Raw genomic sequence first — 19,534 nt, forward strand, 5'->3', positions numbered from 1 at the left:
GTAAAGTACCTTATGGGAATTTTTTTTGATCTTGGCCAAAATTATGAAGATTGATTTATTTCAAAATTAACATAATTAAACCAATAAAATCAATTCTTGACCCTATTCTGTTCAGCCTCAGCGCCGGTAGTATTGTGTTTTCTTAAATTATTCATGGCTTTTCCGAAGCGATAGCTAAAACTCAATACCGCTGTTCTGGAATCGTTGCGGTTTCTCCAGCTGGCATCTGTAAGGTTTAGATGGTCAATTACACCAGTGAAGATTTTAGTGCGGAAAATATCATTTACTGCAAGTTTCAGCGTCGTGCTGGGAGATAATTTCTTTTGTACGGCGGCTCCGGTTGCCTGTAATTTCCCTATAATAAATTGTGCATCGGAGAATCTGTTATGGTACATATAATTTAATTCTGCATTCCAATCCTTGCCCAGTTTAAATTGAGCTGTAGCCTGTGTACCAAAATAATTTCCTGTTGTTTGCAGAAAGCCAGTATAAAAATTTGTGGCAAACTGCGTGTTTTGATAGTCAGCATGCAGATGAATGTTTAGCCATTTGGTTAGGTCACGTCCTCCATCAACAGAAATGCTTTTGGCTGTTTTTTTACCAAGATTTCCTGGTCTGCTGTAATAAATGCCATCTACAATCTCAATAGTCTCATTTACATCGTCTTTGGTTTTACTGTAACCTAGCGTTATCGTAAACATATTTTTAAAGGTATAAGAGAGTTCCAGACTTTGTGTAAAGGCAGGTTTCAAAAAAGGATTGCCCACATAATAGGTGAATTTATCCAAAGGGGAAAAGAAAGGGTTTAAGTCCTGATAATATGGTCGGTCAATGCGTCTGCCGTAGTTTAGATCGATAAGGTTTGTTCCTGCGGTATCTAGTTTGTAAGAGAGATACAGGGTTGGGAAAAGACTGGTGTAGCTACGTTTAAAACTGGAGTCGGGTTTGATGATATTCCCAAGTTGGTGTCCATTCGAAACCGTGTTTTCCAGCCTTAAACCTGCCTGTAAAGAAAGCCTTTTACCTTCCTTTGACAGATTGAGGTAGGCTGCATTGATATTCTCTTTGTAAATGAAATGATTACTTTTTTCGTAATCAGGGGTGGTAGTTTGGTTAATCGTATATAAGTAGTCAGCGGTATTGTCTGTTTTAATGTAACTGGTTTTTACGCCTGCATCAAGTTTCCAGTTTTTGTTTAGAGGGTGCGAATAGTCAGATTTTGCGGTATAAATATCAAGATGAGACGGTAGATTCCCATTCAGTCTGTCTTGGGCAGTAAGGCTTTGATCAGGCGCATAAGTATCGTTATAATAAACCTGATCAGTTTGGTTTCTGTAGATCAGGTAGTCTAGATCTACAGTCAGTTCTTTGCCTGTCTGATCAAACTTATGCCTGTAATTCAGGTTTACTGCTCCGTTTTTATAATGAATGTCGTCGAGATTTTTTGCCTTAATAATGGAATAAGGTTGCCTGTCTGGGTTCAGAAGGTTGCTGACATTGTCGTTTATGCTGCTGGATACCCTGTCCATTCCAGTCAATACGACACCCCAGGTGGTCTTTTCAGAAGCATAATAATCGAATCCGGTTTTGAGGTTAAAGGCATTTCCATGCCTTTTGAAATAGGAGTTCTGGTTAAAATAAGACTTGATGCTTTCATCTTCATTTTTATAAGTCCTGTTTAGGTCAAGGTCTGTAAAACTATTGTTCAGGTTATAGCTAAACGTGCTAAAAAAATTGATCTTGTTTTTAAAATAGTTAAAATTTGCACTATTGTTCGATCTGCTCATTTCACCCTGATTCAGGCTTAAGTTCACCCCGCCATTAAAGCCCGCTTGTTTGCTCTTTTTTGTTTTGATATTGATCACCCCTGAAGTGCCTGCAGCATCATATTTTGCGGGAGGGTTGGTCATGATCTCTATCTGGTTTAAGGTAGAGGAGGGAAGTGAACGCAGATAGCTTTCCAGGTCGGCCCCGGATAGATAGGTGGGTTTATCGTCAATAAATATAGCTACGCCCTGCTTTCCTTTAAGGCTGATCACTCCATTCTGATCGACGCTAATTCCTGGTGAATTGTTCAGTACATCCAGGGCCGTCGAGCCTGCATTAGAGATCAAAGCATCTACGTTAACCACAGTGCGGTCTATTTTACGTTCTACAAAAGCTTTTTGTGTCGTGATGCTGATCTCTTTCAGGTTTTTAGAGGCAGGAAGCAATAGAACTTCCTTTATTTGTAATGTTGGAGAACCTGAATTTAGGCTAAAGTTCTCGCTGCGGTAATTTACGCAACCCATAGCAGATACTCTAATCTGGTATTGCCCGGGTTTGAGGTGGTCAAAATTAAACTTCCCGTCCCGTTCGGTAAAGGTTGTTTTAACAAGTACAGAATCTGTTGAGGTAAATAAAGCCACTGTAGCCAAGTCATAAGCCTTCCCTTCCGCATCTTTAATCAGGCCAGAAACAGAGAGGTTGGTTTGTTGTGTGTATGCTGGAGTTTGGGCAATAATGAGCCATATGGCAAATAAAGCCATTAATTTTCTGATCATTTGAAGAGATTTAGCGTTGTTAATTTGATCCGGTCTGCCTAATTGCTACTGACCGTAGTTTCAATTTTTCTGTTAAGGTTATCTTTTAAAAACCTGCTTACATATTTTCTATGAACAGCTTCTGGTTGTGTTACACCATTAACTTCCAGCTCATCTTTACTGAGTTTATAGGAGAAATTTTTGGCTTGATTGATGAGGCCATCTTTCAATAGTGATTCCGTGATTTGCTGAGAGGTTGACGAGCTCTTGCTTCCATTGTCAGAAGATACACTTACTCCAACTGATGTATTGTCATGGACAGTTGTTCCATTAGGAACATATCTGGCAGGACTTGGTGGTGTTGGAGGAGTAGGCGGTGTTGCCGGTGTTGGTGGAGTAGGAGGAGTTGGGGGTACAGGTGGTGTAGGGGGAACTGAAATCTCACCTCTGCTGTATCTTGCCTGGTCATTAGCATATCTGGTCGCTGCTGCTGCATATTTTTTGGCTTCTGCAGCATATCTGGCAGAGTTTTTTGAAATCTGCTGGCTGTACCGCGCCATTTCTTTATTGTAACGTTCCATTTCCTTATTGAAACGGGAATTGTCTACAATGTTTTGAGATTGATCTTTAATGGCCCGGGCTCTATCCTGAACAGCTTTTAATTCATGCTCTGCACGTTTTGCTTCAGCAAGTCTGGCTTTTCGTTCGGCTTCAATATAATTCTTATCGTTTGCCGTTGTAGTTTGATGGTCTTGTGTATTGGTTGTTGTTTTTTTAACAACAATTCTTTTGGTGGTATCCTGAACAACAGCTTTTTGATGTTCCTTCACCACTGTTTTAGTGGCCGGTGCTAGGGGGAGTTTAGATTCTTCTTTTTTTCTGAAAGCTGCTGTTAAAATAAGTGAAGAGATCAAAACTAAAGTGAGTATGGCTTTTTCAATTTTATTGAGTGAGGTGGTCTTATTGAAAACCATGCGGCTTACCCTTTCCAGTAACTGGTTTTTACGTCCGGTAAAAGCCATGGCGTAGGCAGGAGCATTATTTTGAAATTCTTCACAAGAAATTAAAGCTTTAATATAATCATGTTTACTACTGGTGCAGGTCAATGCCAGATCATCGCAGCAATTTTCTCTTTCTTCACGGATCAATTTAGATACCCATAATACTGCAGGATTAAAGAAGAAAACAATTTCGATCAAGCTTTGCAGGAGGTTGATCAAATAATCCCGGCGCTTGATATGGGCAAGCTCGTGGCTCAGAATAGCTTCTACTTCAGCTGTAGACAAGCCGTTCAGCATGCCCAAAGGCAACAAGATAACAGGTTTTAAATGACCTGCAGCCATAGGTACCTTAGCCAGTCCGGACTGTAAGAGCTGTACATGTTTGCGAATACCAAGTGTTGCAGAAAGGCTGGCTACCTTGTTTTCCCAAACGGTACCAGCATTAAAAACATTCGTTCTTTTGAGGTAAAAAACTGTATGCAGGCCAATCATCATTTGGATGCTTTTTGCACAGATGATTAAAAACCATACCAGTACAATCTGCGAAGAATAAGAAGTCCATAGGTCTAAGAATGCATTAAACTGATATGAAATACCTGTTTGTGCGAAATTCTGGTAAGGAGATGGCCCTGTTATCTGGATTGCATGTTCAGCAGCAACAGCAGAAGGGCTGGATCCTGAACTGAATTCAAGTGACTGATAAAATACTACGATCATTCCTGCTACAAATAAACAAAGCGCTCCTGTTAGTAAGTTATAGCGCAGGGTAGCCGAACTCTTTTTAGTAGAAAGTATGATCAAGCTGGTTATAACAGCCAGAAAAACACCCATCCAGAGCGAGTGAAAAAGGGTAGCACATAAAGCGTGCATCCAGTTGGAGGGTAATAAGTTTGTGAGTTGAAATTCCATAATTGTGGTTCTTAATTATTTTGAATTCTCGTTATTTATCTAGTTTTTTTAGTAATTGTTTAATGGTATCCAAATCTTCCTTTGAAGTTTTTTTATTGCCCATTAATTGCATCATTAGTTTTGCTGCAGATCCATTATACATCGTGTCTATAAATTTTTCCAGAAGAAAATCTTTGGTTTTCTGTTCTTTTTCTGCGACGTGATAGATATGTTTCATTTGGCTTTCATCTCTTTTAAGAATGCCTTTATCAGCCATGATCTGCATGAGTTTCAGCGTAGAGGTATAATTTACTTCCCGGTTTTCATTCAGTTTATCATTAACAAACCTTACCGTTGAAGCGCCAAACGACCAAAGCACCTGGAGGATTTCCAGTTCTGCTTTGGTCGGCTCAATATTTCTGGTTTCTTCTGTTTTAAGATCTTTCATACGATAAAGGTAGGAAACTTTTCGTACGAAACAACATCTAAGTTGAGATATTTTTTTAGAATTGCTCCAATGCTTTTAAAATAGCCTTGTAGATGTCGTTAAGATCTTTGTCAGAGATGCAATAGGGAGGCAGAAGATAGATGATATTACCCAGTGGACGGAGTAAAATGCCTTCATCAAGGAAATAATGATAAAGTTTGTCCCGAAGATCACTGAAATAGGAACTGGTTGTTCCAGTTTGCCATTCAATGGCCAGAATAGTTCCCGTTTGTCGGATGGCTCTTATTTTAGGGTGGTGCTGGTAACGGAGCAGAAAATCCTGATGTCTTTTGCAAATACGTTCAATATCTTCCTGGGTCTGCTGTTGAAGTAAAAGTTCTATACTTGCCAGTGCGGCCGTACAAGCCAATGGGTTCGCAGTAAAGGAATGGCCATGAAACAATGCCCTGTGGCGGTCATCAGAAAGAAAGGCTTCATAGATGAGGTTGGTGCAAGTGGTTGCCCCTAATGGCATTGTTCCTCCGGTTAGTCCTTTGGAAAAACACATCACATCAGCAGCAATGGTCAAATGGTCGCAGGCAAAATTCTTACCCGTCCGGCCAAAGCCGGTGAATACTTCATCCTGAATCAGCAAAATTTTTTCTTCCCTGCAATAAGCCAGCAGCGAGTCCAGCGCTGCTGCACTATGCATCAGCATACCCGCGGAACCTTGAACCAGTGGTTCATAAATAAAGCAGGCAATCTCAGGTGCAACTGAAGAAATAAAAGTCTTTAGTTCCTGGAGATTGTCTTCAGAGGGCGGGTCTATTACAATTACATCAAAAAGAAAAGTATCAAATGGTTTAGTCCAGGGATTTCTTCCGCTTACAGACATTGCTCCAAAAGTGTCGCCATGGTAAGCATTGGTAAAAGCAAGTATCTTTTGCTTTTCCTGGCCTTTATTGCTCCAATATTGAAGGCACATTTTTAAAGCCACTTCAATAGCTGTAGAACCATTATCTGTATAGAATACCTTTTGTTGATTTTCAGGAAGTAAATCCAGCAGGGCTTCCGCCAGTTCAATGGCCGGCCGGTGGGTAAAACCGGCAAAGATGACCTGTTCAAGCTGGAGGAGCTGTGAGGCAACTTTCTCTGCAATATAGGGATGAGCATGCCCATGAAGGGTTACCCACCAGGAAGAGACCGCATCCAGATAACGTTTTCCCTGCTCATCGAACAAATAAGCACCTTTGCCCTTTACAATCGGGATAGCGGGAGATGCGGTTAACATCTGAGTATAGGGGTGCCATATGACCTGCTGGTCCCTTTCTGTAAGGTTTTTCATCTTATGCTTCTTGTTTTTTTCTAATCATGGGTTTTAATCCCAGTGCCTCAAACATTTTTTTATCTTGCTGTAATCCTGGATTTGGAGTAACCAACAGGGTTTCACTCTCGCTGGTAAAAATAGAATTTGCACCTGCCATAAAGCACCAGGCTTGTTCTTCTTCATTCATTTCTGCACGACCTGCACTGAGCCGTACTACGGATGCAGGCATTAATATCCTGGCTGTGGCAATCATTCTCACCATCTCCCAAGTATCGATTTTGGGTAAGTCGGCGAGAGGAGTCCCTTTTACTCTTGCCAGGGCGTTAACCGGTACCGACTCCGGATGTTTGGGCATAGTGGCCAGGGTCAGCAGCATACCAATGCGGTCTTTATGAGTTTCACCTAATCCAATAATCCCTCCGGAGCAAACTGTGATACCTGCCTTTCTTACATTACCAATCGTATTCAACCGGTCATTATAGGTCCTGGTCGTGATGATTTCTTCGTAATAATTTTCTGAAGAATCCAGGTTGTGGTTATAAGCATACAGACCTGCTTCCTGTAAGCGTCTGGCCTGATCTTCGGTTAGCATCCCCAGGGTGCAGCAAACCTCCAGTCCTAAATCATTAACCCCTTCTACCATTTCCAGAATACGGTCAAAGTCTCGGTTGTCCCTGACTTCTCTCCAGGCTGCTGCCATACAGAAACGGGATGAGCCGGCATCTTTTGCCCTTTGAGCAATAGAAACTACTTCTTCCTTTGTCATCAGGGCTTTTACTTTAATGTCGGTATGGTACCGTGCGGCTTGCCCGCAATAAGAGCAGTCTTCCGGGCATCCGCCTGTTTTGACCGACAGCAGGGTGCATACCTGAACTTCAGATGCCGGATGCCAGTTGCGGTGAACAGTAGCTGCCTGATAGACAAGATCTAAAAGGGGTTGATGGTATATTTTATTTACTTCTTCTAAAGTCCAGTCGTTCCGAACCGTTTTTTCAATTGTCATATATCTTGGTTTTGATTTAATTTTTATGTTAAAGAGCAGAGAATACTTTTGCTGTGTTTCGTATATTTTGCTGACTGAGCTCCCTGAACTGGGGAACTTTTACATAGGTGACATCTAAAGGGAAGTGCTTTAGCAGTACTTGTTCAGTAGCCAGATCCATTTCTCCATTGAAAACGATCTGCCGGATTGGAATGGTCCGGTATTTCAGTAGTTCCAGAGAAAGCAAGGTATGATTAATACAGCCCAGATAGTTACGAATAACCAGCACGACCTCTGCTTCCAGCTGTTGGATTAAATCAATCATCAGGAAAGTTTCCGAAAGTGGAACCATTAAACCGCCAGCACCTTCAATAACAAGTTGCTTGTTGATTTCAGGTAGCTTGAAATCCTCAGGTAAGATTTCCAGTTGTTCTGCTGCAGCTGCTTTATGAGGCGAAGCCGCCATTTTTAGACGAAAAGCTTCTGGATGGATGGTACTGTGTGCGTTAGAAATTAAACTGCCTACTTTCATGCTGTCACTTTGTTCCAGGTCGCCTGCCTGTACTGGTTTCCAGTAATCGGCTTGTAACTGTTCTGTAATTAATGCTGATACGATGGTTTTTCCTATACCGGTTCCAATACCGGTTACAAATAAAGGTGTATTCATATGTGTATTGTGTGTTGCAGAAAGTGGCAGAGTTGCTCAATTTCCTGATCTGTATTATAAGTATGAAGGCAGATTCTTAGTCTTTCTGTACCTGGAGCAACAGTAGGGCTCACAATTGGATAGACTTTTATATTCATGGCTTCAAGTTCCAGGCTGGCTTTGCGAACTGCTACCTGCCCTGGAATTAAAATGGATTGGATAGGACCCTCCATGGTTTGGATATGGGTTATTGGCAAAAGTTGCTTTTGAAACAGACGAATCTTCTTTTTTAGCAATAAAGGTAATTCTTCGTGGTCCTGTAGGTATTTATAGGCCAGCCGGATATGGAGCAATTGCGCAAAGGGCATAGCTGTACTGTATATAAAGGGACGGGCAAAATTGATCAGGTAATTACGGAGCAACTGACTGCCTGTTACTGCCGCGCCATGAGCACCAAGTGCCTTTCCAAAGGTAAAAAGTGTTGCAAAAATCTGATTGCTCAGCCCGTTTTGAGCAACAAGGCCTTTCTCAAAGACACCAAAAGCATGTGCTTCATCTACGATCAGCAGGGCATTATATGTTGAACAGAGATGCTGAATAGCCTTTAAAGGAGCCTGGTCTCCATCCATGGAATATAAACTTTCTACTGCTACGTAACAAATACCCGTAGCAACTTTTAACTTTTCTTCCAGGCTCTCCAGGTTATTGTGCTTAAATTTCAGCCGCTTACCTAAACCCATTCTGCTGCCATCAATAACAGAAGCATGGATCAGTTCGTCCATAATGATGGTATCGCCACGTTGTGCAAGACTGGAAAAAAGTGCCAGATTAGCGGTATAGCCTGAGTTGAACAACAGTGCGGCTTCCATACCATGGTATGCGGCAATATCTTGTTCCAGTTTTTCAGCGAATTCTGAATTTCCGGATAATAGCCTGGAGCCTGTTGAACCTAAAATTGCATCAGGGTATAAAAGCACTGCTTTTTGTAGCCCCTGACCTAATTCTTTGCTTCGTGCCAGGCCTAGATAATCATTGGAAGAAAAGTCAATCAGATCCTTTGTTTGGCTTAGTTTTCTCAATAAGCCATTTTGCTTGCGTTTTTCCAGGCGTTCATTTAGGAAAGCTTCTGCAAACAATTTCCTGCTCATGAATTTATTACCCTGGTCATGGAAGAGATCCACTTGATGAAAAGATCATTTTCTATGGCTACAATTTTGGCAGCATGTAGTTCCCATGCAGGAGAAAAATGTTCCAGCTGTGCTATCATTTCCTCCAGGTGCCCGGCTTCTTCCAGGATGATGGATTTTACTGTTACCTTATGTCCGGCCTGCGTCAGGGCATTCTGGTAGACCGGATACAATTCATCTGCCCGAAGCTCTATAGCATAGGTTACAAATAAATAGGCTGCATATTGAAGGGCAGTTCCGCTTAAATTCAGTGTTTGTTTTAAGTACCGACAGGTAAAAAGGTCCAGTTTGTTCAGGTAAAACCAACTTTCTGAAGGTGCAATAAGTTCACTTTGGGTATAAGTGGGACAAATTCCTGCGGTAATTTTGTCCAGCTGCTTCTTTAAATAATATGCATGCCGGTGCTCTTCTGCTGCATGTTTCAGGATCATGGTGGTTACCGTCTGAGGATGTTCACTGGCCGAGATCTTACGTGCACCCGCGTTCTCCATAAAGGAAAGTGTATTCAAAAACCGGGCATGCTGTTGGTCATTATTAATAATCCGGGAAAGTAGCTGTTGAAGGGGCATATTTCTTTTTTTGTTCAAAATTACTACCTTGCCGGGTAGTCAAAATGATCCAGTTTTTAGTTTATGAGTAGTCCGGTTAAAATACCTTTTAAGAGTTTGATCCATATCGACCGAAAATCTGATACTGCAGTGTATCTGCAAATTGCTTACCAGCTGATCAATGCGATGCAAAGGGGGGTCATTGTTCCGGGGATCCAGTTACCTGGTTCCAGGCAGCTGGCTGAGTTGTTAGAGGTACACCGAAAAACGGTAATTGCTGCTTATGATGAGCTGGATGCGCAGGGTTGGACAGAGATCAGACCCAATAAAGGGACTTTTATGGGTTCCATAGCGGCGGCAAAGGAAACTGATCCATTGAAGTACAATAAGGAGTTTTTGGCCAGTTATCCTGTCAGTACTGGTTATACTTTTAAAAAGAGCATGTTGCTGGACCTTCCTGCTATGGGTAGTGAGAATGAACTGGAATTTACAGATGGACTGCCTGATGTAAGATTAGCCCCTCTGGATCAGTTGTCGCGTGTCTACAGTACAAATCTTAAACGCAAGAGCAACCGTCGTTATTTGGGCTTTGCCCACAACGAGGGTAGTGAATATTTTAAGGAAATGCTGGTGAATTATCTGAACAATACCAGGGGATTACATATTTCTAAACAGAATGTGATGATCACCAGAGGAGTTGATATGGGGATTTATCTTGCTGCGGATTTATTGCTGGAAGCAGATGACCTGGTGCTGGTTGGCGACTTGAGTTATTATGTCGCCAATATGATTTTTCAAAAAGCTGGAGCAAGAATCATTTCTGTTCCTGTAGATGAGGAGGGGATCAGCGCAGATGCTGTTAAGTCCTTATGTGAAAAACATCGGATCCGGATGTTGTATTTAACGCCACACCATCATTATCCCACTACGGTTACTTTAAGTGCACAACGCAGGATCGAATTGCTTGGTCTTTCGGTGAAATATGGTTTTGTTATCCTGGAAGACGATTATGACTATGATTTTCATTACAACAGTAGCCCTGTACTGCCGCTGGCCAGCGCAGATGGGCACGGCATGGTGGTTTATATTGGCTCTTTTTGCAAGTCTCTTGCGCCTGGTTTTCGTTCGGGTTACCTGGTAGCACCGGAGAACTTAATTGCAGAGCTTGGAAAGTTGAGAGGGATTGTTGACCGGCAGGGTGATATTTTAATGGAACAGGCCCTGGCTGAACTGTTGGAGGAAGGGGAGATTCAACGACATTTGAAGAAGGCGTTGAAAGTGTATCACGAAAGGAGGGATGTGTTTTGTGAATTGCTGAAATCGAATTTGGGTGAATTTGTTACTTTTTCCGCTCCTCCTGGAGGATTGGCCATATGGACTAAATGGCATGCATCTTTGAATTTAATGCGGATCAGTAAACAATGTGGGTTAAAAGGATTGTATTTGCCGCAGACGCTGTTGTATCAGACGGAAAGTTTAACGGCCATGAGGTTAGGATTTGGGAATCAGACAGTGGAAGAGCTTTCCAGATCTGTTGAGATATTGGAGACTGTGGTTAAAGGTTTTTAGGGAGGTGAATTTTTGGAAAATTCTGTACAGCTGCTTCAAGACTAACGATATCAGGCGGCTGAAGAAGCCGCAGATCTCTGAGGTCTTTCCGCAGCGTACGAGAATTTTCCGTAGCAAATTGCAGAGGAGGGGGGTGATTTGTGGATGGTTAAAAAAAGAGGGTACTAAAATTTTTTTAGTACCCTCTTTTTAAAGTTAAGTGAGATGCTGGGTTGGAAAGCTATTTGGCTTCTTTTAGCATTTCCTTTACTGCAGTTTCTATTTGTGTATCTGTACCGTTTAAGAAAGCTTCATAAGGAACGTTCACTTTGATGTCTGGTTCTACTTGCAAATTCTCTGTAGGTCGGTTTTCTTTGCCAATGGTGGCAACCATCGGAATTCCGAATACCAGGGTTGGGTCAATTTGTCGTTCCCACCAAACTGCGGTACCGGTACCTGCAACAGGCATACCAATCAGTTTACCTACACGGTTTTGCTTATAGATGTATGGGAAGATAAAAGCATCACTGTAATTGCCTTCACTCATCACTACGCAGCTTGGTTTTTGCCAGCGATTGGAAGGTTCAGCATCTACTGTGCGGTTACCTTGAGGGGCAAATTCCAGGTACTTGCTGCCGGTTAAAAATGTATTCAGATCATCGTGTAACCAACCACCTCCATTAAAACGGGTATCTACAATTAAAGCTTTTTTATCTGCATTTTTACCCATAACCACATCGTATACTTCACGGAAACTATCGTCGTTCATGCCTTGAACGTGCACATAGCCCACTTTTCCATTACTTAAACGATCTACCATTTGGGCCATTTGTTTCGTCCATCTTTTGTACATCAATCCACTTTCTTCGCCAACACTAATCGGTTTTACTCTTTCTGACCAACGCGTTTTTGTGTTTTCGTTGTAAAAGCTAAGAAGGATGTTTTTACCAGTTTTATTGTTTAGGTACTTAGCCCAATCGATGTCAGCAGTAAGCGTTTCATTGTCTATTTTCTCCAGAATGTCTCCTGCTTTTACTTTGCTGGTTTTAATATCAAGTGGGCCACCCGCGATTACTTCGGTAATTTTCAGTCCGTCAGAAGGAGAACTTTCATCGTATAATAAACCAAGAGCAGCGGTATTGTCTGCATTAGCTATATAAGGTGAATACCTTCCTCCGGTATGAGAGGCGTTCAGTTCACCTAACATTTCGCTTAGAAGTTCCTGGAAATCAAAATTATTATTGATGTAAGGCAGGAATTTAGCATACACTTCTTTATAGCGTTTCCAGTCTACACCTTCCATTTTTGGATCATAGAATTTCTCTTTTACCTGTCTCCATGCATGTTCAAAAACATAAGCTCTTTCTGCAGCAGCATCAATAGTAATGTCCCCACTGATAGAAACCGGCGTTACTTTTCCACTTTCTGCATCTACTTTCACCAAACGGCCACGGTTGCTCACGAAGAGGTTTTTGCCGTCCTTGCTCATTTCAATGCCACTTGGACTGCCGCCCATTTTTGCCAGTATTTTAGTTTCGTGGGTACGGGTATCCGTTACCCAAAGATCATAACCACTTTCAAATGAAGCCAGATAATACAGTTTGCTGGCGTCCTCGTTCAAAGCATAATCGCTGATGGAGCTACTGTTGATGGTCAGTTTTACTCTGCGGTTATCCAGATTGTTGAAGTCTGGCTCAAATTTTACTTTAGCAGAATCTGCTTTAGCTATCTTTTTATCTTTTGCCTTATCCTTTTTAGTAGATACAGTGTCTTTAGGTGTTAGTTTTTCTTTATCCTCACGTTCTTTAAGCAAAGCAAAATCATCCTTGCTCATATTGGCCCGGTCATAAGCATCCTGGTCAAAGAAAACTCCGTAAACATCCACTTCAGCATTTCCTGAAATAGCCAGTGATTTAAGTCCATTCCTGCTGCTCAGCCAGGTCATCATTTTGCCTTTCAGCGCCCATTTGTTGTTGCCTTCACCAAAGCCACTGTTAACCGGGTGGATGATTTCGCCAGTACCGTCTGCCTTGATTAGTGCGGCGTGGCTCATAAACATACGTCCGTTCTGATCGTCAGCCAAAATCCATTTTCCATCAGGGCTCCATTCAAAACTCCAATCGCCATCACTGTAAGAATGGTTTCGCCCTTCTGGAAGGAGGGTTCTGGTTTTCTTTGAAGCGATATTGTATACCTTCAGTAGGTTTCTGTTTTCAATATAAGCGATCTCTTTTCCATCAGGAGAATAAAGAGGCTGAAATTCTTCTGCTGCAGTATTGATTAAAGGTTCGTCTTTGATCACCGTTGCGGCATAGAAATAAGGTTCATCTTTTTGCTGTATAGTGCTTCTGTAGATGTCCCAGCTGTTGTTGCGTTCTGTAGCATAGATTAAACTTTTTCCATCAGGTGACCATTGTACAGATCTTTCCTGAGCAGGTGTTTTGGTAATTTGTTTGGTCTGTCCACTTTCTACTGCAGTAACGAAAATCTCGCCGCGGTTTACAAAGGCGATTTCTTTGCCGTTTGGACTTAAGCTAAACTCAGAAACATTTCCGCTTACAGGTTCTGTTTTAGCAATGTTGTCGCGACCGTCATTTAATATACTCACCTTTAATTTCTGGGGCGTTCCGTTTTCTTTTAGCGTATAAATTTCACCATCCTGGGTAAAGCAAAGTGTGTTGTCGACAGAACGGCTTAAATGACGTACTGGATTTTCTTTGAATGTAGTCAATTGTTTAGATTCACCCGGAGCATTGGAAGGCATTCTAAAAAGATTTTGATTTCCCGCTTTTTCACTTAAGTAATAAACCCATTTGTTGTCGTTGCTATAAACCGGCTCCCGATCTTCTCCTTCAAAAGAGGTCAGTTTAGTATAGGTGTTCTTTTTAAGGTCCATTGTCCAGATGTCTCTGGTTACAGAAGAAGTATGGTGTTTACGCCAGGCGTCTTCATAACCCTTGCGGTCTTCAAATACAATTGAGCCTCCATCACTATTGTAATGTGCTCTTTCCATTCCGGCCGCACTCACTAAAATGGGTTTTCCACCTGTTGTTTTTACACTGTATACATTCTGGAAAATTCGTGTGGCAAAACGTACATTCTTAGCAGGTGCATTTCGCGCACTTCCAAAAATTACAGATTTTCCATCTGGAGAGAAATCATAAGGATAATCATTTGCACTGTTATAAGTGAGCCGGGTAGGGGTTCCGCCACTTACCGGAATGGTAAATACATCGAAATTTCCATAACGGTTACTGGCAAAAGCAATGGTTTTACTGTCCCTGCTCCATATAGGCATCATATCTTGTGCTTCATTCAAGGTTAGTGGAACGGCCTGCCCACCTGAGCTGCTCACCAGGTAAATATCACCTTTATACCCAAAAGCAATGTTTTTCCCATCCGGGGAAATGGCTGGGTATCGGAGCCAAAGCGGATTGGTTTGCGCCTTCCCGACCCATGCTGAAAGGCAGAAAATAGCAGATACGAAGAGTTTTTTCATAATGAAATATAAGTTAAGCTGTGTTAAATTTAGGTATTGTTATATAGGATATAGGTTTTATCTGAATACAGGTCTACTACTAGTAGACAGATAAATGTCGTAAATTGTTACTAGCTTTTGTATAAAAACCAATATTTGTTGCAATATTGTTGCAAACAAAAGCTTCCGGTGCCAATTTCTTAGGTAAAACAAACTTCTCACCACCCCTGCCTCTGCACTATGCTAAGGAAAAAGAGGTGCTTTTCTGGGAGGCCTCAGAAATCTGCGAGCTTTTTCAGCTCGCCTGATATCGCTAGCCTTGAAGGAAAGTACCTCTTTTTCCAAACCTATGCTTCCAACCATCAATTTTTATGAAAATCACTGTAACAAAAGCGTCGACATTCAAATTAAATACTACTAAATTAGTAGTATTTACTTATTGTTCTTATATTTGACCCGTAGCCCATAAAAAGGCATATTTTATACAGTCATGTGGCCGAGAGGATAGGTAGGGGTCTGCAAAACCTTCCACGGTGGTTCGAATCCACCCATGACGTCTTTTTCTCTCCGAAGCCAGAAAATGATTTATCACTTCAGCAACAGAATTATCAGATTTATAGATATTTATGCTTGCAGGTTTATAGAAATAACGGCATTATTTCTATTTAAAATATTATGAAATTATTCAAAAAAAAAGTCCTAGGAATAACTTTTCTATTTTATACCTTTGGCCACTTTAAAAAAAAGACTCATGTCAAATCATAAAGATGTCAATAAACTATCGGCTGCTGGTTTATTAATTAGCCTGGGTATCATCTACGGCGATATTGGAACTTCTCCCTTATACGTATTTAAAGCAATTATCGGAGAGCGACTCATCACAGCAGACCTTATTCTTGGGGGCCTATCGTGCATATTCTGGACTTTAACCCTGCAAACCACCATTAAATATGTAGTGATTACGCTGCAAGCGGACAACAAAGGAGAGGGAGGGATCTTTTCACTTTATTCACTGGTAAAGCGAAAAGCCAAATGGCTGATCATTCCGGCAATGATTGGCGGGGCTGCATTACTGGCCGACGGGATTATGACTCCGGCTGTAACCGTTTCTTCAGCCATCGAGGGCCTTGGGATTATCTACCATGACCTGCCAACCGTGCCCATCGTATTAGCGATCATTCTCTTACTTTTTATTCTACAGCAATTTGGAACTTCCCTGGTAGGGAAAGCCTTTGGCCCGGTAATGTGGCTTTGGTTTACTATGATTGCTGTATTGGGCATTGTATGGGTAGGCCATTTTCCGCAGATACTCAAAGCAGTTAACCCTTATTATGCGTATCATATTTTAACCACCAATCCGGAAGCCTTCCTGATCATTGGTGCTGTTTTCTTATGTACCACAGGAGCGGAAGCTCTGTATTCCGATCTTGGACATTGCGGGCGTTCCAATATTCGGATCAGCTGGATCTATGTGAAGATCTGTCTGGTATTGAATTATATGGGGCAGGGCGTATGGTTGTGGAAATTACAAGGCACACACCTTGGTGATGTTAATCCATTCTATCACCTGATGCCAGACTGGTTCCTGATTTACGGTATTTCTATTGCCACAGTAGCTGCAGCAATTGCCAGTCAGGCATTGATCTCCGGCTCATTTACCCTGATCTCCGAGGCCGTTCGTTTAAACTTATGGCCAAAAGTAAAGATCAATTATCCAAGTAACCAGAAAGGACAATTATATGTACCTTCAATGAACTGGGTGCTTTGCGTAGGCTGTATCATCGTAGTACTGATCTTCCAGAAATCAACCAACATGGAGGCGGCCTATGGTCTTTCTATTACGGTAGCTATGTTGATGACAACAATATTGGTCTCCATCTTCCTGATGCGCAAACGAGTGCCTAAATATTTGATCTTCATTTTTTTAACTATATATGGTATTATCGAGTTAACTTTCCTTGTCGGTAACGCTGCTAAAATCCTTCATGGAGGTTGGTTTACGGTGCTACTGGGAATGTCCTTATTCTCCATTATGTACGCCTGGGCAAATGGCCGAAGGATACGTAACCGTTACATGAAATTTGTGGATATTGAAAAGTATTATCCAATCATCGAGAAGATTAGTGAAGACACTTCAATTCCAAAATATGCATCACAACTGGTGTATTTGACCAGCGCGAATTTCAATTCTGAGATTGAGTCTTCTATTATGTACTCCATTATTCAGAAGCTGCCTAAACGTGCAGATGTATATTGGTTGCTGCACGTGGATGTAACTGATGAGCCTTATACCATGGAATATAAAGTAGATCCATTGATTGATAAAAAATTAATCCGCGTGGATTTTAAACTTGGATTCAGGGTAGAACAGCGCATTAACGTATTGTTCAGGAAAGTGGTAGAAGATATGGTGAAGAATTCTGAAATTGATATTACCAGTAAGTACGAGTCTTTAAGGGAACATAAAATTGCCGGAGATTTCAGGTTTGTGGTCGTGGAGAAAGTGATGTCTACTTCTTACAGTCTGAAATTTATAGAAAGATGTACTATGGTATATTATCAGATCCTTAAAAATTTCAGTGTACCTGAGGAAAAAGGCTTTGGTTTGGACCTGAGCTTTGTAACCGTTGAAAAGGTACCTCTTGTAGTGGATATTCCTACAGATTTTGAGCTGAAAAGAATACAATAGGTTTATTTTTTAAAAGGATACATTCTGTCGAAGACTGCATGATTTGCCCTGAAGAAGGGCAAAAAACGCTGAGGTCTTCTCTCAGAATGTATTCTTTTTTTGGGTGCATAGCCCTTTCCGGTCTAACCCTTTCCGAAGTCAGAGGGTCGGATATTGGTGAGCTGGTAAAAAGCTTTACTGAAAGCGGCCAGACTGTTATATCCCGTAGCATAGGCAATCTCACTGGTCGATTTATTGGTTTGAAGCATCATTTCAATGGCCCTCACCATCCGGAGCAGTTTGAGGTATTGCAAAAACGAAATGCTCATGGCAGATTGAAAAAGGCGGGATATACTCCGCTCAGCCATACCAAATCTCTTGCTGATTTCTTCCAAGGTCTGCTGTTTGTGAAAGTTTTGTGAAAGATATAATAGAATGGGTTTCAGGCGCTCATTAGAGGTGGTTGGTAAAGCGATTGGAAACACCTTATGACTAAGTTGTGGAAGAAGGTTCTTAATGGAAGACAGAAATTGAAAAGGGACTTTGTTTTCGGGCTGGATGTCTCCAATCCACCTTTCCGTATAAACAATCATTTCCAATAAGAGGTTATTGACAGGATAAATACCCATTTTGGTATAAAATGGATCTTTGTGGTCCTCTTTGCTATAGTAATAGATATTCCTGGTTACGGTAGCCAGGTGCCTCACTTCAAGAAAATGTTCCAGTCCTGCTGGTACCCATACATAATGCCTGGCGGGAATAATATAACTTACATTTTTGATATGAATATATGCAATACCTCCCTGTACATAGGTGAGCTGTCCTTTGGTATGGGAATGGGTCGGGAGTTTTCGTTCTACCTTTTCATGTAGAACAAATACCCCATCGGGGCTTTTTTCAATGGCAGAAAGATATTCTGCAGTCTGTGAAATGTTCATTGGCTGGAATGGACAAATAATTGGCAATATAGATAAAATAACAGAAATGTTGCATAGGTACCTTTGCATATTCTAATAATAATATGTACCCCTATAAAAAACAAAATGCTCTTATCTGGCTTTTTATTTTTGCAAGCAACATTGCATTTGCACAGCAAAAAACAGCAGCAGTCCATCTTTCTTTAAGTGAAGTTTGGAGCAGAGCAGAAATCAACAACAAAACCATAAAAATGCAGGACCTAAAGGTGGCTGGGTCAGAAGAAGCCATCAAAGATGCTAAGGCAGAACGTTTGCCAGACATTGAAGCTGAGGGAGAATATGCCCGGGTGAGCAATATGCCGGTATATGATAACGGCTTGTTTCATGCGCACTCTCAGTTTGAAGTGGTTCATACTTCTTATAGTTTTGGAGGAAATGCCTATCTAAATCTCTATAACGGCAACAAGACCAATCTCAAGATTGCCGAAGAGAAAGAGAAAAAGGGACTTGCTATAGAACAACTCAATCTGACAACCTCTGAAGTCAGATTGCGTACCGCTGCTTATTACCTGGATTTACAGAGAAGCCAGATTTTCAAGGCGCTGATGTTGAAAGATATCAGTGATCAGGAAAAACAACTGGAAGAGATTCGCCAGCTGATGAAAAACGGGGTGGTACTGAAGAGTGATGTTTTAAGGGCTGAATTGAAATTGTCGCGCCAAAAAATGTCCCTTATCCAGATTGACAATGACATTGCGATTGCTAATCAAAAGCTGGCTATTCTTATTGGCGAAACAGATAATTTTACGATTGTACCAGATTCAACTGCCACGGTAGACCTCAAAGTCAAAACGTATCCGGAATACCTGGAAGATGCGATTGATCATTCTTATGAATTTAAGATCTCTGAAAAAGAAACTGAATTGAGCAAGCTGGAGTTGAAAAGTGTAAAAGCAAATGTTTCATTTAAATTGGGCCTGTTTGCAAATTACGCCTATTCCTATCCCCAAATCCAGTTTTATCCTTATTCTATTGCCATGTACGGTTTGGGCTTGAGTGGTATTAAAGCCAGCTTCCCTATTTCAGCTTTTTACCACAATAAACATAAGACCAAAGCTGCGGAAATTGCGCTGCAAAGGCAGGAAGTGGAGCATGAAGCGACTTCTGACAAAGTAAGACAAGAGGTTAATGAAGCTTATCTGAGATACAAAGAAGCACTGACCAGGATTAATGTTGCCAAACAAAACATTAAACAGGCCACGGAAAACTTAAGGATTGTAAATAATACTTATTTCAATCAGCTTTCGTTGCTTACGGACCTTTTAGATGCAGATACCCAATTGCTGCAAACCCGTTTCGACCTTGCTGCGGCACAAATTGCAGCCCAGTTACAAT

At 41.4% G+C, this 19,534-nt stretch carries 13 protein-coding genes and 1 tRNA gene; 4 read left to right on the forward strand and 10 right to left on the reverse strand.

Annotated features, from left to right (window positions below):
* Positions 1-89: 89 nt before the first annotated feature.
* From DBR11_RS07190 to DBR11_RS07225, 8 genes are read right to left on the reverse strand one after another with little or no spacing between them, the layout of a single operon-like run.
* Positions 90-2,543: a TonB-dependent receptor gene (locus tag DBR11_RS07190; protein ID WP_108551037.1), complete on the reverse strand. Its 2,454-nt coding sequence runs from the start codon at positions 2,541-2,543 to the stop codon at positions 90-92.
* A 38-nt stretch (positions 2,544-2,581) separates the two neighbouring features.
* Complete coding sequence (locus DBR11_RS07195) at positions 2,582-4,432, reverse strand: M56 family metallopeptidase (RefSeq protein WP_108551039.1); 1,851 nt, start codon at positions 4,430-4,432, stop codon at positions 2,582-2,584.
* 31 nt (positions 4,433-4,463) lie between these two features.
* Entirely contained in the window at positions 4,464-4,859 is a 396-nt protein-coding gene (locus DBR11_RS07200) for a BlaI/MecI/CopY family transcriptional regulator (protein WP_108551041.1), read from the reverse strand.
* A 55-nt stretch (positions 4,860-4,914) separates the two neighbouring features.
* Positions 4,915-6,183 (reverse strand): adenosylmethionine--8-amino-7-oxononanoate transaminase, encoded by a 1,269-nt coding sequence (gene bioA, locus DBR11_RS07205; RefSeq protein ID WP_108551043.1) that lies wholly within the window; start codon positions 6,181-6,183, stop codon positions 4,915-4,917.
* 1 nt (position 6,184) lies between these two features.
* The gene (gene bioB / locus DBR11_RS07210) at positions 6,185-7,168 is read right to left on the reverse strand and encodes a biotin synthase BioB (protein ID WP_199233786.1); all 984 of its coding nucleotides are present in this window, start codon (positions 7,166-7,168) and stop codon (positions 6,185-6,187) included.
* A gap of 28 nt (positions 7,169-7,196) precedes the next feature.
* On the reverse strand, positions 7,197-7,814 hold the full coding sequence (gene bioD, locus DBR11_RS07215; protein ID WP_108551045.1) for a dethiobiotin synthase: 618 nt from the start codon (positions 7,812-7,814) through the stop codon (positions 7,197-7,199).
* Positions 7,811-8,941: an 8-amino-7-oxononanoate synthase gene (locus tag DBR11_RS07220; RefSeq protein ID WP_108551047.1), complete on the reverse strand. Its 1,131-nt coding sequence runs from the start codon at positions 8,939-8,941 to the stop codon at positions 7,811-7,813. Before DBR11_RS07220 ends, bioD begins: the two co-directional genes overlap by 4 nt.
* Positions 8,938-9,549 carry a hypothetical protein gene (locus DBR11_RS07225; protein WP_108551049.1) on the reverse strand — a complete coding sequence of 204 codons (612 nt, stop codon included), beginning with the start codon at positions 9,547-9,549 and terminating at the stop codon, positions 8,938-8,940. The genes DBR11_RS07220 and DBR11_RS07225 overlap by 4 nt, the downstream gene beginning before the upstream one ends.
* A 63-nt stretch (positions 9,550-9,612) precedes the next feature.
* Between DBR11_RS07225 and DBR11_RS07230 the strand changes: the two genes are divergently transcribed.
* Positions 9,613-11,097, forward strand: coding sequence for a PLP-dependent aminotransferase family protein (locus DBR11_RS07230; protein ID WP_108551051.1), 1,485 nt, complete (start codon positions 9,613-9,615; stop codon positions 11,095-11,097).
* A gap of 220 nt (positions 11,098-11,317) precedes the next feature.
* Here DBR11_RS07230 and DBR11_RS07235 read toward each other — a convergent pair whose 3' ends face one another.
* Complete coding sequence (locus DBR11_RS07235; protein ID WP_108551053.1) at positions 11,318-14,575, reverse strand: S41 family peptidase; 3,258 nt, start codon at positions 14,573-14,575, stop codon at positions 11,318-11,320.
* Between the two features lie 465 nt (positions 14,576-15,040).
* Between DBR11_RS07235 and DBR11_RS29520 the strand changes: the two genes are divergently transcribed.
* Positions 15,041-15,111, forward strand: a tRNA-Cys gene (locus DBR11_RS29520).
* A gap of 194 nt (positions 15,112-15,305) precedes the next feature.
* Positions 15,306-17,243, forward strand: coding sequence for a KUP/HAK/KT family potassium transporter (locus tag DBR11_RS07240; protein WP_108551055.1), 1,938 nt, complete (start codon positions 15,306-15,308; stop codon positions 17,241-17,243).
* Positions 17,244-17,365: 122 nt separating this feature from the next.
* On the opposite strand, the gene DBR11_RS07245 is transcribed toward DBR11_RS07240, so the two are convergent.
* Complete coding sequence (locus DBR11_RS07245; protein WP_108551058.1) at positions 17,366-18,160, reverse strand: helix-turn-helix domain-containing protein; 795 nt, start codon at positions 18,158-18,160, stop codon at positions 17,366-17,368.
* 83 nt (positions 18,161-18,243) lie between these two features.
* On the opposite strand from DBR11_RS07245, the gene DBR11_RS07250 reads away from it, so the two are divergent.
* The coding region (locus tag DBR11_RS07250) for a TolC family protein (protein ID WP_108551060.1) at positions 18,244-19,534 on the forward strand (1,291 nt) is incomplete at its 3' end.

This window comes from Pedobacter sp. HMWF019 (genome assembly GCF_003061025.1).
In the GTDB taxonomy this organism is placed as follows: Bacteria; Bacteroidota; Bacteroidia; order Sphingobacteriales; family Sphingobacteriaceae; genus Pedobacter.

Excerpts from the sequence above, each read along its gene's own strand:
- DBR11_RS07190 (WP_108551037.1), bottom strand. The coding sequence starts at position 2,543 with ATGATCAGAAAATTAATGGCTTTATTTGCCATATGGCTCATTATTGCC.
- DBR11_RS07195 (WP_108551039.1), bottom strand. The coding sequence starts at position 4,432 with ATGGAATTTCAACTCACAAACTTATTACCCTCCAACTGGATGCACGCT.
- DBR11_RS07200 (WP_108551041.1), bottom strand. The coding sequence starts at position 4,859 with ATGAAAGATCTTAAAACAGAAGAAACCAGAAATATTGAGCCGACCAAA.
- bioA (WP_108551043.1), bottom strand. The coding sequence starts at position 6,183 with ATGAAAAACCTTACAGAAAGGGACCAGCAGGTCATATGGCACCCCTAT.
- bioB (WP_199233786.1), bottom strand. The coding sequence starts at position 7,168 with ATGACAATTGAAAAAACGGTTCGGAACGACTGGACTTTAGAAGAAGTA.
- bioD (WP_108551045.1), bottom strand. The coding sequence starts at position 7,814 with ATGAATACACCTTTATTTGTAACCGGTATTGGAACCGGTATAGGAAAA.
- DBR11_RS07220 (WP_108551047.1), bottom strand. The coding sequence starts at position 8,941 with ATGAGCAGGAAATTGTTTGCAGAAGCTTTCCTAAATGAACGCCTGGAA.
- DBR11_RS07225 (WP_108551049.1), bottom strand. The coding sequence starts at position 9,549 with ATGCCCCTTCAACAGCTACTTTCCCGGATTATTAATAATGACCAACAG.
- DBR11_RS07230 (WP_108551051.1), top strand. The coding sequence starts at position 9,613 with ATGAGTAGTCCGGTTAAAATACCTTTTAAGAGTTTGATCCATATCGAC.
- DBR11_RS07235 (WP_108551053.1), bottom strand. The coding sequence starts at position 14,575 with ATGAAAAAACTCTTCGTATCTGCTATTTTCTGCCTTTCAGCATGGGTC.
- DBR11_RS07240 (WP_108551055.1), top strand. The coding sequence starts at position 15,306 with ATGTCAAATCATAAAGATGTCAATAAACTATCGGCTGCTGGTTTATTA.
- DBR11_RS07245 (WP_108551058.1), bottom strand. The coding sequence starts at position 18,160 with ATGAACATTTCACAGACTGCAGAATATCTTTCTGCCATTGAAAAAAGC.